Genomic DNA, 14,183 nt, shown 5'->3' on the forward strand with positions numbered 1-14,183 from the left:
GGGTACATCGTTTCTGCAGATGTTCCTGGAAGCGAAGAACTCTCCGGGACAAAACTGACCGCATCTAGCGAGCAGTGACTGCACGCGTGAGAAATTCGTGGTTGGACCGGGTTTTCGCGAGTTGCGTGACGAGAAGTTCGATTGCCTGTTGCGAGTCGAGGCCGCTGAGCAGGTGTCGGACTTTCTGTACGGCCGAGTATTCCTCGGCCGACATCAGTAGTTCGTCTTTCCTGGTTCCCGACGGGTTAACGTCGATGGCTGGGAAGATTCTTCGTTCGGCGATCTTGCGATCGAGTTTGAGGTCGGCGTTACCGGTGCCCTTGAATTCCTCGAAAATGACTGTGTCACCTTGGGAGCCGGTTTCGACGAGGGCTGTTGCGATGATGGTGAGCGATCCACCGTTCTCGATGTTGCGGGCGGCACCGAGGAAACGTTTCGGCGGATAGAGCGCTGTGGAGTCGATTCCTCCGGAGAGAATCCGGCCCGACGCGGGCGAGGAGTTGTTGTAGGCGCGCCCGAGTCGGGTGATGGAATCCAGGAGCACCACAACGTCTTCACCGCTTTCGACGAGACGCTTGGCTCGCTCGATTGCCAGTTCGGCGACGGCCGTGTGGTCCGTCGGCGGCCTGTCGAACGTCGACGCGATCACTTCGCCCTTCACCGACCGCATCATGTCGGTCACTTCTTCCGGGCGTTCGTCGACGAGGACCACCATGAGATGGCACTCGGGATGGTTGAGCGCGATGGCGGCGGCGATGTCCTTGACCATTGTGGTCTTACCCGCTTTCGGCGGTGACTGGACAAGCGCGCGTTGACCTTTGCCGATGGGCATCACGAGGTCGACGATGCGGGTGGACAGGCGGTCGGGAGTGGTTTCGAGCCGCAGGCGCTGGTTGGGGTACAGCGGGGTCAAAGCCTCGAACTTCGGGCGTTTCTCCCCGGCGTCTCGGCCGTTGATGTCGTCGACGCGAACGAGTGCGTCGAACTTCTGACGTGTTTTCTCTGCTGCACGTGCGGCGCCGGTGACGAGGTCACCTGTACGTAACCCGTTCTGGCGCAGGATGTTCGACGGTATCTGGACGTCGATGGGTCCTGGCAGGTAGCCGGTGGTCCGTAGAAAGGCTGTGTTGCCGTGGATGTCGACGATGCCGGAGACCGGGCGTAATTCCGATTCCGACACCGCATTCAATACAGGTGTGGCGTGTGCTGTGGTCATGAGTCTCTACTTCCGAGATTCGCGCGAAACGCGATGTGAGCGGGAAACGACAATTTCCCCCGATAGGTCCTCGACGCGGACCGTACCGGTCGGCGGAGAACTACCGCCAAGCTACATCAGCACTCCGGGTTCCACAACCCCCTCAAAAACCTGCCCGGTCACGCAGGGTGCGAATCGCCTGGTCGGACTCGGACAGAAGCGCCTCGGTGTCGACCCTGACCAATTCGTGGTCACGCTTGTGGACGACCCCGTCGATCATGACGAACGACACGTTCGACGGCCGGACCGCTCGGACTGCGAGGCTGGTCGCGTCGTACATCGGGGCGGTGTTGAGTGCGTCGGCGTCCACCAGGATGATGTCCGCCGGTCGACCCACGGCCAGTACACCGGCTGTGTCGCCGAATCCGATGGACCGTGCGCCTGTGGCCGTGGCCCAGTCGAGCACGCTCGCGTCGGTGACGGTGCCCTGTTTCGTCTGCATTCCGCCGGGGAGGTCGGCCGTCAGTTTCATCACCTCGAACATGTCGGCGGTGCCGGACAGTACCGTGTTGTCCACCGACAGTCCCAGCGTCACTCCCGAATCCCGAAGCGCCGCAATGGGAGGGAGCCCGTAGCCCACCTGCAGCTCCGTCCACGGGCTGATCGACACCGCCGTTCGTGTCCGTGCGATGGTCTCGAGGTCGGCCGGTGTCGCGGCGGTCAGGTGAACCAGCTGCACGTCGGGTCCCAGCCCTCCCCTGGCGTCCAGCTTGGCGATCCCGCCGAGCGCCGCGGCGGCAGCGTCGGACGCCATGTGCGTCGTGATGGGAAGTCCGAGGGAACGTGCGACGTCCCATTCCTGCTGCCACACAGCATCTTCGGACCGATCAGGGCCGCGCGCGCAGATGCCGAGCGAGATGAGCCCGTCCGGGAAATCGGATGACCAGGAGCGTAGATGGTCCAGATCCATCGGCTGATCGGCGCCGAGATCCTGCGGGTATCCGTAGGCGAATCGCCCGCGCACTCCGGACTCGGTCATGGCCTGAGCCTCGGCTCCGGCGTGCTCAGGGCTTCGGACGTTGTGGGCCCAGTTGTGGACGGTGGTGATTCCCGCCGACACGGCTTCGGCCAGTGCCAGCCGAACTCCGAGGGCACTGTCCGACGCAGTGAACAACGGCGAGATCGACGCCATGGACGGTGCGAATCCGCCCTTCGACGTCTGCCCGAAGCCTCGGGCGATGGAGTTCCACATGTGCCAATGCGTGTCGACCAGACCGGGCATGACGATCGATCCGGATGCGTCGATCTCGTCGGCGCCGTCCTGCTGCAGCCCCGCGCCGATCTGCGCGATGCGCCCGGATTCGATCAGGATGTCTACATCGTTCAACTCACCGACGTTCAACTTACCGACGTTCAACTCACCGACGCTCGGGTCCATCGTCAGGACCGCGCGTGCGTTGCGGATCAACACCGCACGGGACTTCGCTTCATCGGTCTGCGTCTCGTTCGTCTGTGCCCGTGCGCAGGAGGCCAAGGCTGTCGATCCGCCGACCGCGGCCGCCAGCCCACCCAGTAGTGCTGTTCTCCGCGAAACTCCCGACATGATCGCCTCTCTAGGTATGAATGTCCTTACAAATCAATATGGACATATCCACCAGAAAGTAGCCGTAAACACGTCTCACCGCTCGGCCCGACGCCTCCCTCGCACCATCGCGTCGACTCCGCCGACGGCGAGCAGTATTCCGAGCAGCGTCAATCCTGTGTACGCACGGGGCGCCCAGATGTCGAGAACGAGGTACTGCCAGAGCGTCCACCCGACGGCGACGATGCCGACGACGCCGGCGAAGACACGTGCACCGGGGATGTCGACGATCACGCCCGCCGCACACACCAGGGGTGCGATTCCGAGGGCTACGAGCACGAAGGCGCCTGCGTAGCGGTAGTCCCAGGTGTGCCATTCGGGGAGCATGTCGACGCTCAGGCCCAGGGTGCCGCCGTCGGGATCGGAGACCAGGGCGATGCCGTTGAACAGCCCTGCTGCGCCGAGCGTCAGCAGCACCGCTGCGGTGACGAACTTCTTCACACCTTCACCTTGCCGCATTCAGGCACAAAATTGCCCCCGACCCATGACGGGTCGGGGGCAATCCCGAGTCGAGGGAAATCAGATTCCCATGCCCTTGGCGAGCACCGGCCACGAGTCCTTCAGGGCCTGCTCCCAGTACGGCCAGTAGTGCGTGCCGACCGGCGGGAACTGGTACGTCGCCGGGATCCCGATGGAGTCCAGCTTGTTCTTCAGGTTGTGCGAGCAGAAGTTGGTGGCGCCTTCGATGACGATGCCGAGACCGAGGTTGATGACACCCTGAGGTCCGTTGCCCTCGGTGTAGTAGCGGATGTCCTCGGGCTGAGGGTTGCCGTTACCGCTGGAGATGTACAGCTCGGTGCCGCGGAGCTTCTCGGCGTTGACGACCGGGTCGTTCTCGACCCACGCCGGGTCGTTGTCCGGGCCGTACATGTTGATGGTGTTGCCACCCTTCCATGTCTCGACGGAGAACTTCACGAACTGGCGGCCGATGGGATCGGCGATCTGTGCGCATCCGCTGTACGCGGCGACGGCGCCGTACAGGCCGGGCTTGGCTTCGGCGAGCTGCAGAACCGAGGTACCGGAGGTAGAGACACCGGCGATCGAGTTCTTGCCGGTGGAGCCCAGGGTCTCGTCGAGCAGGGGAGGCAGTTCCTCGGTGAGGAAGGTCTGCCACTTGTTGACGCCGAGGACCGGGTCTTCCTGCTTCCAGTCGGCGTAGTAGCTGCCCTTGCCGCCGATGGGGAGCACGAGGTTGACGTGCTTGTCGGAGAAGAACTCGAGCGCGTCGGTCTGCTGCTGCCAGCTCGCCGATCCTTCGCCTGCGTCGAGGCCGCTGAGCAGGTAGGCGTTGGGGGCGGGCGTGGACTCGTCCAGAGGGCGCTGAACCTCGACGGTGATGTCTTTGTTCATCGCGGCGGAGTAGACCTGAAGGTTCCAGTTCCGCCCGTCCTTGTCGATCGACGAGACTGCAGGCGCCTTCGCGGGCTCGGCCGTCGCGACGCCGCCGAGAGCGGTCATTGCCAGAGTGCCTGCCGCGATGAGTGCAGCGGCGCGTAGTGAAGAAAGCTTCATCTCGAAGTCGATTCCAGTTCCCGGCCGGTCCTGAGCCGTGTTAGTTCGTCCCCCGCACGCATGCGGCCTTCGTGTCCCTCGACACTTTATGTCTTCCGGAGCCCGCTGTTCGTTACTGGGTCGAATCAGACGAAATTCTTGACCTGATCGTGTCTGAAGTCCTCAGCGGATCAAATTCAACCTCGACTCGTTGACGACCAGCACCCCGGCGCCGGTTTCCTGGAGTGCGACTTGTTCGGATCGCCCTCCGGTGTTACCGAGCAGGCCGTCGAGCGACACCGATGCCCGACGGTGTCCTGTGGCGGGATCGATGACGAGAATGTCCTGCCATCCGACGGTGTAGGCGGATCCGTCGTACGCGGCGGTCGGCAGTACGGACTGTTGTTCGACGTCCGGTTCCCACAAGATCGCGCCGGTGCGCAGGTCACGGGCCGGGCCGTACATCCACATGACGACGCCGTCGATGATCGCGAGGTCGGAGACAGGGCTCTCCTCGTCGAATTCCCACAGCTGAGCACCGGTACGGGGATCGTAGGCTTTGCCGTCGAACAGGACGGGGTCTCCCGCACGGGAGTTGTCGACGGACAGGCGCTGCCACACCTCCTCGTTCGCAGTGGCGATCACGTTCGATGCCGAGTCGACCAGATCGGTACGGAATTCGAACAGGTCCGAACAGCGTCTGCCGATCACGAAGAACGCGTCGCCGTCGCGCAGCTCACGGCTCCGCGCGCAGTCGGGAGAGTCGAAGGTGTCCACGGCTGCGCCGGTGCCGGCGTCGAACACCGCGGTTCCCGAGGTGAACCTGGCGACACCGACACCGACACCGCCAGCGAACTGCACGATATCGCCGAACGTCGTGGAGTCGACCCAGGTGTTGTCGTAGGTGGTCGTCCAGTTCTCGTCGAGATCCGACAACGATCCATTGTGGACGCGGACGGTGTAGCCGTCCGGGTCCCCTTCGACGACGTAGACGTCGGTGCCGTCGGTCCCGACGCCGTGTATGTTCCATCGGGTCCTGTAACGCGTGAGCTCACCGTCGCCCGGGTCGATGGTGACGACATCCGAGTCGCTGCGGCACAGTATCTTTCCGTCGAGCAGTGCCGTCGAGCATCGTCCGGTCCCGTCGGCAGGCGTCGTCCACCGAACAGCGCCGGACGCCGCGTCGATTCCGACGAACTCTGCCCGCTCGAATTTCTTCGAGTCCTGATTGGTGAGGCCGGCTTCGGCAACGAGCACGTCCCCGGCGTCGACGACACCGCCGAACACTTCACCGTACCTACCGCCTACGGGGTCCTCGAACGTCGCGAACTCGTTTTCGAGTACATCGGAGGCGTCGACGGTCCAGACAGCGCCAGGGGCGGTTGCCGTGGCCACCGAGGGCACATCGGACTCGTTCGTGGACGTCGAGACCAGGTACACGGCCGCACCGACCGCCACCACCGCGACCACAGCTGTTGCGGCCAACCTTCGGTGCGCGTTCACAGGACATCCAACCCGTCGGCAGTCGCGATGGCGATGAGTGCGTCTGCGGTGAGCGGCTCGTCGGGTTTCTCGGCGTGCGACCGGACGTCCACCTGCGTACCCGACGGGTAGGTGACGGTCACGACGCGCGCCGACCCCCCAGCCGGGCCCGATTCCGGCGCAGGCGAATAGGAGTAGCCGTTCTCGTCGACCTCGAGTACCGCTCCGCTGTCCAGAGTTTCGGTTCTCATCGGCCGGTCGGCGTAGGACGGGTCGTAGACGTCGGGGACCACGGGGAGTTCGGCCCCGCCGGTGATCGTGACGGTCAGGTCCGCACCCGTGTTCTGTACATCGACGTGCGTGCACACTGCCGACGTACTGAAATCGACGAGCATCAGGCTGTCCAGTGCGGGGCTGAAGGACTCACCGATGTCGAGGTCGCCCAGCGCGTCGTTCAGCTCACCGGCTGTATCGCCGTCGATGGTCGGCCCGTCGTATTCGAAACCGAAGGAATCGGAGCACCCACGGGTCGGCTCGGGCGTGTCCGCGGGGACCGGTGCACTCACACGCAGTTCCGGTTGCTCCGCGATCTTTTCGAGCTCGGCGACGGTCAGCACGATGTCGCGATCACCGGTCCTGGTCGACGGAAAATCGGGCGCGTCCGACGCTGTCGCGGTCACCTGCGTTCCGTCCGGATAGTAGGCCTCGACGGTGCGAAAGTTCGTTCTGTCCGGCCCGTACTGGTACCAGGATTCGTTCACGTCCACCACCGATCCGTCCGCGGAAACACTTCTCTCATCGACCTGGCCTGCCACACACGACGGCACCGAACCGTCGCCTTTCCGGACCGAGACCGCGAGCAGTCCCGACGTGTCGCCTCGTGCCATGTCGGCTGTCGCCGAGGCGAATCCTGGAGGCCGCGGTCCACCCGGATCAGCGGGAGACTGGGGAATCGGTTGGAAGATCAGAGAAGTGCGGCGGCTGCCGAACTGGACCTCGACCCTGTCCGGCAAGGCGGCAGCAACGGCGTCGGTCATCATCACCGCTCGCCGGCCGTCGTACCAGGGGTACTGCGGGTTGTCGTAGGTGTCGACGCTGGTCGAGATCTGGCCCCGGATCGCGGACTCGGCAGGAGGTTCCACGGTGTCGCAACCGGGTATGGGCGCGTCCGCGTCGACCTCGGGTTCGAGGTAGGTCGTGTCCGTTGGTTCGGGCACGGGGGTGGGCTCTCGGGTGGGCTCTCGGGTAAACGACGACGGGGCGGCCTCGGACTGCACCGTGTTCGGCGGAGACACCCGGTCGACGACGGCCGCAACGCATACCCCGAGTGCCACGAGGGACACGATCGTCAATGCGTCGGCCCAGATGCCTGCGCGGCGCGAGTCCAGTCTTCTCACTGGTCGAAAGTACCGGGTGCACGGCTGTCGGTTCCCAGGCAGGATCACGGGTATGAACACATTTCAGCGCGTCGCTGCTCGGTTCAATGCGCTTGTACGTCCGCTGTTGAACGCGCCGGTCGTCGGCAGATTCGTCTCGGGCACGATCACCGAGGTCACCTACACGGGCCGCAGATCCGGCAAGCAGTTCAGCGTCCTGGTGGGCTACCGTCGCCGCGGCGACGAGGTGATCATCGGCGTCGCAATGCCGGACAAGAAGAACTGGTGGCGGAACTTCTACCCCGACGGCGGCCCCATCTCCATCGACCTCGACGGCATCACCCGGACCGGCCACGCCGTCACCCGCAAGGACGGGTCTTCCGTCTCGGTGAAGGTGACACTCGATCCGCGCGCATGATCGCGTCGAGGGTCCAGCCTCTTGATCAGGCGCGGCTGGACCCTCCGCTGACTTACTTCTCGAACAGTGCATCCGGCAGTGCGGTGTCGACGCTCAGAATGTCGAGATCCCGCGCAGATCCCTCGGTTTCGAGGTAAACGCAGATCCCGGTCTGGACGTCCAGTCGCACGGTCGACGGTGGTCCGGGTATCCATTCGTCTTCGACGAACTCTCCCGAGAGCATCGGGCAACAGTCGCATCGTGGGTCGTACGCGGCGGTCGGGGTGGCGATCGCTTCCCACGCCGTGCGGCCGTGATGGGTCACCACCCTCGACTGCGACAGATCGACCGTCGGGCCGGAGGTCGTGTCGTGGGCGGATCTGGCCAGTTCGACGGGGTTGAGCATCGCGACCCAGAGGTAGTCGTCGAGCATCGGGTCGTCCCACTCCACCGACGGGCCGTGCATCTCGGGCGGCACGCTCTCGACGAGACCGTCGGCGTCGTACACCGGAACCACTGTGGACGGCCAACGTCCTTGCACCGGCAGCAATGGGCCATTGTTGCTCCGCGTCATGGCACCGTCGAACGGCCTCCTCGCCTTGTGCACCACGACGCGACCGCCGTTCACTTCCACCCGCATCGCCCCTGGCCGACGGATCCACGCGTGGACACCGGTGTCGAATCGGTCTGGCGAACGGGTGAATTCGACGCTCGTCCACCGCCACGGCGACGACTGCGCGAGGCGGCGGAACTGCAGAATGGACGGGTTCTCGATCACCAGTTCATCCTCGCAGGCCCCGCCACTGATTTTTCCTTCTCGCAGTTCGGTCCGCCTTCGGGCAGGATCAGGCAAGTGATCGCTGCGGAAGTGCTCCTCACTACGCTGAGAACGGCGTCGAGTCGGACCACACCTGCTCGTTCCTCGGCCGGCCGTGTCAGGCCGAGCACCGAGAGTCTTTCGGTTGCATTGTGACTGTTCCTGGCGGTGAACTCCGTCGTCGACTCGGGCTCGTCGATGCAGTGACCGTCGGATTGGGCGCCATGATCGGCGCTGGAATCTTCGCGGCGCTGGCTCCCGCCGCTCGGGCTGCGGGATCGGGTTTGCTCGTTGCATTGGCCGTCGCCGCTGTGGTCGCCTATTGCAACGCCACGTCGTCGGCACGGCTTGCCGCGTTGTATCCCTCGTCGGGAGGAACGTACGTATACGGGCGTGAGCGTCTCGGCGAGTTCTGGGGTTACATCGCCGGGTGGGGATTCGTCGTGGGCAAGAGTGCGTCCTGTGCCGCAATGGCATTGACGGTCGGTATGTACGCATGGCCCGAACACGCGCATGCAGTGGCTGCGGCGGCGGTGCTCGGGCTGACCGCCGTCAACTACGTCGGAGTGCAGAAGTCCGCGTGGTTGGCGCGGATCATCGTCGCCGTGGTCGTCACGGTTCTCGTTGTGGTCGTGGTGGCATCGCTGGTCCACTCGCCCGGGCATCCGGTGGAAGTCTCGGCGGCCGATGTCACCACCATAGGTGTACTGCAGGGTGCGGGCCTGTTGTTCTTCGCCTTCGCCGGTTACGCGCGCATCGCAACGTTGGGTGAGGAGGTCCGCGATCCGGCTCGTACCATTCCCCGAGCGATTTCGATCGCGCTCGCCCTGACCTTGGTGCTGTACGCGTCGGTCGCCACAGCGCTGCTGTGGGCGCTGGGCCCGTCGGGGCTCGCGCAAGCAAGCGCACCGATCGCCGACGCGGCCCGCGTCACCGGTCGATCCTGGTTGGTGCCAGTGGTGAGTGCGACCGCTGCGGTGGCAGCGCTGGGATCGTTGCTCGCCCTCGTACTCGGCGTCTCACGAACCATTTTCGCAATGGCCCGTGACCGGCACCTTCCGCACGTTCTGGCGGCCGTGCACCCACGGTTCGGCGTACCTCACAAGGCAGAGCTGATGGTCGGGGTGGTCGTCGCCGTCACCGCAGCCACCGTCGACATCCGTACCGCGATCGGCTTCTCGTCGTTCGCAGTGCTCTGCTACTACGCCGTGACCAATGTGTCGGCGTCGACCTTGTCTCGCGCCGAGGGCCGCCCAGCGCGCCTCGTTCCTGTGATCGGCCTCGTGGGTTGTCTCGTGCTGGCGTTCTCGCTACCTGTGTCATCGGTGGCAGTGGGTGCAAGCGTACTCGCAGCGGGTGCCGCCGTCTACGCGCTCAGGAAGCGCCGATCACACGACGACTAGTCGGAAGCTGTACCGGCAGAACGCATCGCGCCGGCAAGAATGACGGGCGGATTCGCACTGATGTTCGAAAGCTTGTCGGTGGCACCGGATAGTCTTCTCACATGCTTTCAGGGGGAGATTCAGAAGCAATGGCTCAGTCAACGATTGTCACTGACACACAGCCACATTGGCGAGCATCCGGTGACGGTGTTCCTGTCATCGCTCCCTCGTCTCTGCGCGAGGTCGTCAAGATGATCGAGAGGGGCGCGGAGGAGATCGGTCGCATGCAGACAGCCGGGCTTCACAATGCGGATCGACGCGCTCTACTGGTGCGCATGGAAGTGGTTCGTCAAAAGTTGTTCGCGTACAGCCACACCTGGATCGCAGATCTCGTCGACCAGCGAGGCTTGGACGACATCTACGGGTCGGTTCCCGAAGCCCTGTCCGTGTTGTTGCGATCCTCCGGAACGCGAGCGGGGCAACGTATCCGCTTGGCCATGGAGTTCGGTGAGCGCACATCCGTCACGGGTGAGCGTTTGGGACCGTTGTCACCGAACACTCTTCGCGGCGCGGAGGACGGGCTGATCAACGAGGAGCATCAACAGATCATCAGAAAGTTCTTCTGGCGTCTGGGATCGAAGGTCGACATCGAGACGCGGGAGAAAGCGGAGGCTCAGCTGGCGGAACTGGCACGCCAGCTCAGCCCCGACCACCTGAAGGCAGCTGCCTCGCGCTTGTACGACCTGATCGACCCCGACGGTGATGACGAAGACCCCGCGCGGGTCGCGGATCGATGCTACGTCCAGTTCGACGAACAAGGAGCTGACGGGTTGTCCCGCGGAAAGATGGTCGTCGACTCCGAACTGCGTGCGTACATCGAGGCCGTATTCGACAAATGGGCGAAACCCGGACAGGCCAATCCAGCAGATCCCCCACCGGTCGTCGACTCACCTGATGACGCGGATGGTTGTGACGATCGACCTGATCAGTCGAGCGTTCCGAAAGACGCCACGGGCGACGGCCAGCCCGCTGAGGGCGAACCGGTCGATGAAGAGGCGGCAGCGCGGGCGCGTCGAGATCATCGAGGTAAGGGGCGACGGCAGCACGACGCGATGAAGATGGTGTTCCGGCAGATGCTCGCATCCGGAAAGTTGGGGATGCACAGGGGACTTCCGGTGACAGCCGTGTTGACGATGAGCGTGAAGGATCTCGAAGCCGCTTCGCGCCATGCGGTGACCGCAACCGGGTCCCTGGTGGGGATGCGGGATGCCATTCGGATGGCGTCGCACGCCTATCAGTGCTTGGTCATCTTCGACAACGACGAACGCCCGCTTCAACTTCGGCGCGCCAAGCGATTGGCCTCACCGGACCAACGAATCGTGTTGATAGCAGCCGATCGTGGATGCAGCTTCCCCGGCTGCACCCGCCCTGCGACATGGAGCCAGGTCCACCACATCGAAGAGTGGGCGGCCGGTGGAAACACCGACATCGAGGACCTTACTTTCGGATGCGATCGGCATCATCCCCTGGTCGGCCCGAGGGACACCGACTGGGCCACGACCAAGGCCGGCCCCGACCACCCCTATCCAGGCCGCACGCTATGGCATTCCCCGACAACGCTCGACCCACTTCGACGTGGGCTACTCAATCACTATCACCACCCCGACGAGTACATCCGACCCATCCCGGAACTCCCCCTGTTCGGTCCCGTCGACTCCATCGATACTGAAACGAGCGACCCCGAAACCAACGACCCAGAACCAGGCAACCCAGGGGCCGCCCGAGAATAGGTCGACGCCCGAGCCCACGGTGGCGGGTGACACCACCCCACCGTGGGCAGGTAGCAGACCCACAGCGGCACAGAACTTGACATGTGCCGCCTACAGTCATGCCCTGAGCCCGCTGCCTGTGCCGTACACCGCTGACCGATGCGTCATGATTCGATTCCGAGTTGCGACGACCACTTCGGCCGAGCTCTCAATCGGCGAAATTAACTCGGTCCGACACAGAAGCAACTGGTCTACGGAAATGTGGCTGTAGTGCGGCAACGATGGCGGCGAAGACTGCGGCAGGTAACGCTCCCATCAACATCAGCACCCAGAACCCGGTCCAATTGAGCAAGCCGAAGATGGCCATGAATCCCAATGCAACTGCTGCACAGAGTGATACGTTCCGGTTCAGGGCGACACCCGCAATTACAGGTGGAGCCGCCAGCAAGATGCCGAGGAGCGCAACGGGCACCAACCCCACTGCGTCGAGAATGGAATCCGTACAAGTAAATCCGGATCTCCCGTAGAACGGGCTCAGTTCACCAATCTTCCCGCACGACATCGAGATTGTCGCAACCGGAGACAGTCCGGAGACGATGGCGTACGCCATCGCCAGTGCGGCGAGCGCGAACCACGTCCCGCGGAACAGTACTCGACTCCTCATAGTGCGAGACTAATCGAGACCGACGATGACACCCAGCTCTTCTCAGCTCGGTGCGCTCACTTCGACGTGCGCTGGCCAGATGTGCATCTCGACATGCACTCGAGCGTCCTCGTCCGGGGCTGTGTAGCTGTCGAAGTACTTCGCGCGACCACGAACGAACACTCGGATGCGGTAATCGCCTTCAGGCAGCGTGAACGGTGCGACGACTTCTCCGGTGGATCCGTCGAGGAAGACCTCCGGGTCCTCGCAGGCGTACGCGACTTCTTGGGTTTCCTCCCATAGCGCACGCTCGGCGTCGGTCAGTGCGGGTGCTGCTGGTCCAATTCTCACCGTTACGTGGACTTTGCCGCGCCCACCTGCGTGGATCACCACCAGACCTCGGCCTCCCTTCACCAGATCGGGCGGTGTCGGAAAGCGTTCGGTAGGGACTCCATCCCTGTTTCCGATCGAGTCCAGGATGAGAGCCCCGGCCATCAGGTCGATGTCCACATCGATTACTTCGCGCACCTCCCCGACGTTACCGACGAGCATCAGAGCAGTACCTCGAGGATGCCGCCATAGAGGCAGCCCTTAGATATCGACTAGCCCTCGGCCTCGCCACCAGAAGGCATTGCCCGTAGGTACTGCCCCGGTGTGATGCCTGCGACGCCTTTGAAGTCGCGGATGAGATGTGCCTGGTCGGTGTAGTCGAGTGCTGCGGCGATGGCGCTGACGTCGGCGTCGGGAAGTGAGAGTCTGCGCACGACTTCTTGGAGGCGGATGCGTCGGGCTATTGCTTTGGGCCCCATGCCCAGTGTCTCCTTCAGTGCACGTTGTATTGCGCGTTCGCTGACGCCGAGTCGGTGTGCGAGGGCGGGTCCGGTTCTCGATCGAACGCTCTCTGCCAGGTCGTCTACCACCGCGTTCGCGAGTAGTCGGGACTCGGTGATCAGGTGCTTCTGCAGCAGATCCTCGATCAATCGGTCTGCTCGTTCGGCGCGGTCCGACGGGGATGTTTCGGCCGCGATGGTAGTCAGATGCCGGGTGAGGGCGGCGTCCAGATCAGCGGTGACGGGTTGCTCCTGCTCCACATTCGACGGGTCGAGGTCGGACAGCACGGCCAGTCCTGCCGGGCGCAAACGGATCCCGAAGACCCTGCCTGTGCCGCGGATCGTCCTCGACCATGCCCGGCGTTGGACGTTGGTCAGCATGAAAGGTGCGGGGACCGAGCCGAATTCGATGCTCAGCGTCACGGCGGGGAATTCGAGCACCTGCTGATCGATGTTCGTTCCGTCCGGCAGGTTCCACTCGACGCTCCAGTACGTGTCGACGACGTCGCGCACGGACTGCGCGGGCGTGAACCACTGCGCGTCGAACAAGGGCAGGTTGGCCGGACCGAGCACGCCGGACCGTTCGGTCACGTCGATCGGTCGATCCACCGGGTGTCGAACCATGTCGCAATTGTGCAATACGCTGTCGCTGCCGGTGGGTGACGATGTCGCCATGAGCACCGATTACCGCAATGTCTTCATCGAGGCAGCCCCGGACTGCCCGGCCACCGAAGGCGAGGAGCCGCCCGCCGGGCGCGGGAATGCCACGGTCGCGAGGCTGCAGTACGAACTGCTCTCGCGGGCGCCGTACGAGATGAGCTCGGACGACGTGCTGTTCGCCGTTCACGCCGCGAGAACCGGCGTTCCGCCGAGCGAGATGGACGAAGCGAGGGCAGCGTTCTTCGCCAAGGATCAGGCGTGCCTGCGTGCCTCCCCGCTCGGCAAGCGCTACGGGTGGGGCACGCACCACGACGGTGAGGGTCGCGTCGCACTCTATGGACTGGGTACAGCCGAGTACGAACGCCTGGCCCGCGACCCGAACCTGGGGCACAAGGCCGCCATGAAATCACGACGGTAAACAGCGCCTGGGGGGCTGTGGAGAAGCATGTTCGCGGAGCCTCGAGGGTGGAGCGTGCCGTCGGGACCTAGCACCCCTACT

13 protein-coding genes and 1 pseudogene are annotated in these 14,183 nt (G+C 64.0%); 4 read left to right on the top strand and 10 right to left on the bottom strand.

Annotated features, from left to right (window positions below):
* Nucleotides 1-64: 64 nt before the first annotated feature.
* The 6 genes and pseudogenes from rho to CH290_RS01960 form a co-directional block, all read right to left on the bottom strand.
* Nucleotides 65-1,180: pseudogene (gene rho, locus CH290_RS01935) on the bottom strand (transcription termination factor Rho); the annotation flags it as partial.
* Nucleotides 1,181-1,358: 178 nt separating this feature from the next.
* Entirely contained in the window at nucleotides 1,359-2,798 is a 1,440-nt protein-coding gene (locus CH290_RS01940; protein ID WP_033189092.1) for an amidohydrolase family protein, read from the bottom strand.
* A 75-nt stretch (nucleotides 2,799-2,873) separates the two neighbouring features.
* Nucleotides 2,874-3,278: a hypothetical protein gene (locus tag CH290_RS01945; RefSeq protein WP_230620959.1), complete on the bottom strand. Its 405-nt coding sequence runs from the start codon at nucleotides 3,276-3,278 to the stop codon at nucleotides 2,874-2,876.
* A 78-nt stretch (nucleotides 3,279-3,356) separates the two neighbouring features.
* Nucleotides 3,357-4,349 carry an alpha/beta hydrolase gene (locus tag CH290_RS01950; RefSeq protein ID WP_033189090.1) on the bottom strand — a complete coding sequence of 331 codons (993 nt, stop codon included), beginning with the start codon at nucleotides 4,347-4,349 and terminating at the stop codon, nucleotides 3,357-3,359.
* Nucleotides 4,350-4,511: 162 nt separating this feature from the next.
* Complete coding sequence (locus CH290_RS01955) at nucleotides 4,512-5,831, bottom strand: outer membrane protein assembly factor BamB family protein (protein ID WP_230620958.1); 1,320 nt, start codon at nucleotides 5,829-5,831, stop codon at nucleotides 4,512-4,514.
* Complete coding sequence (locus CH290_RS01960; protein ID WP_033189088.1) at nucleotides 5,828-7,207, bottom strand: hypothetical protein; 1,380 nt, start codon at nucleotides 7,205-7,207, stop codon at nucleotides 5,828-5,830. The genes CH290_RS01955 and CH290_RS01960 overlap by 4 nt, the downstream gene beginning before the upstream one ends.
* Before the next feature lie 52 nt (nucleotides 7,208-7,259).
* On the opposite strand from CH290_RS01960, the gene CH290_RS01965 reads away from it, so the two are divergent.
* Entirely contained in the window at nucleotides 7,260-7,604 is a 345-nt protein-coding gene (locus tag CH290_RS01965) for a PNPOx family protein (RefSeq protein WP_020110679.1), read from the top strand.
* Between the two features lie 52 nt (nucleotides 7,605-7,656).
* Here CH290_RS01965 and CH290_RS01970 read toward each other — a convergent pair whose 3' ends face one another.
* Entirely contained in the window at nucleotides 7,657-8,361 is a 705-nt protein-coding gene (locus CH290_RS01970) for a hypothetical protein (RefSeq protein WP_033189087.1), read from the bottom strand.
* A 188-nt stretch (nucleotides 8,362-8,549) separates the two neighbouring features.
* Between CH290_RS01970 and CH290_RS01975 the strand changes: the two genes are divergently transcribed.
* Together CH290_RS01975 and CH290_RS01980 are read left to right on the top strand one after the other, a co-directional pair.
* Nucleotides 8,550-9,803 carry an APC family permease gene (locus CH290_RS01975; protein ID WP_033189086.1) on the top strand — a complete coding sequence of 418 codons (1,254 nt, stop codon included), beginning with the start codon at nucleotides 8,550-8,552 and terminating at the stop codon, nucleotides 9,801-9,803.
* Between the two features lie 230 nt (nucleotides 9,804-10,033).
* On the top strand, nucleotides 10,034-11,572 hold the full coding sequence (locus CH290_RS01980; RefSeq protein ID WP_033189509.1) for an HNH endonuclease signature motif containing protein: 1,539 nt from the start codon (nucleotides 10,034-10,036) through the stop codon (nucleotides 11,570-11,572).
* A 187-nt stretch (nucleotides 11,573-11,759) separates the two neighbouring features.
* Here CH290_RS01980 and CH290_RS01985 read toward each other — a convergent pair whose 3' ends face one another.
* From CH290_RS01985 to CH290_RS01995, 3 genes are read right to left on the bottom strand one after another with little or no spacing between them, the layout of a single operon-like run.
* Nucleotides 11,760-12,215: a hypothetical protein gene (locus CH290_RS01985; RefSeq protein ID WP_033189085.1), complete on the bottom strand. Its 456-nt coding sequence runs from the start codon at nucleotides 12,213-12,215 to the stop codon at nucleotides 11,760-11,762.
* A 42-nt stretch (nucleotides 12,216-12,257) separates the two neighbouring features.
* A complete protein-coding gene (locus CH290_RS01990; protein WP_033189084.1) occupies nucleotides 12,258-12,746 on the bottom strand; it encodes a hypothetical protein in 489 nt (162 codons plus the stop codon).
* A 50-nt stretch (nucleotides 12,747-12,796) separates the two neighbouring features.
* Nucleotides 12,797-13,648 carry a helix-turn-helix domain-containing protein gene (locus tag CH290_RS01995; RefSeq protein WP_033189083.1) on the bottom strand — a complete coding sequence of 284 codons (852 nt, stop codon included), beginning with the start codon at nucleotides 13,646-13,648 and terminating at the stop codon, nucleotides 12,797-12,799.
* A gap of 49 nt (nucleotides 13,649-13,697) precedes the next feature.
* Between CH290_RS01995 and CH290_RS02000 the strand changes: the two genes are divergently transcribed.
* A complete protein-coding gene (locus tag CH290_RS02000) occupies nucleotides 13,698-14,102 on the top strand; it encodes a DUF6157 family protein (protein WP_230620956.1) in 405 nt (134 codons plus the stop codon).
* The last annotated feature ends 81 nt before the right edge of the window (nucleotides 14,103-14,183 follow it).

The organism is Rhodococcus sp. 06-156-4, from assembly GCF_002259345.1.
Classification (GTDB): Bacteria; Actinomycetota; Actinomycetes; order Mycobacteriales; family Mycobacteriaceae; genus Rhodococcoides; species Rhodococcoides fascians_E.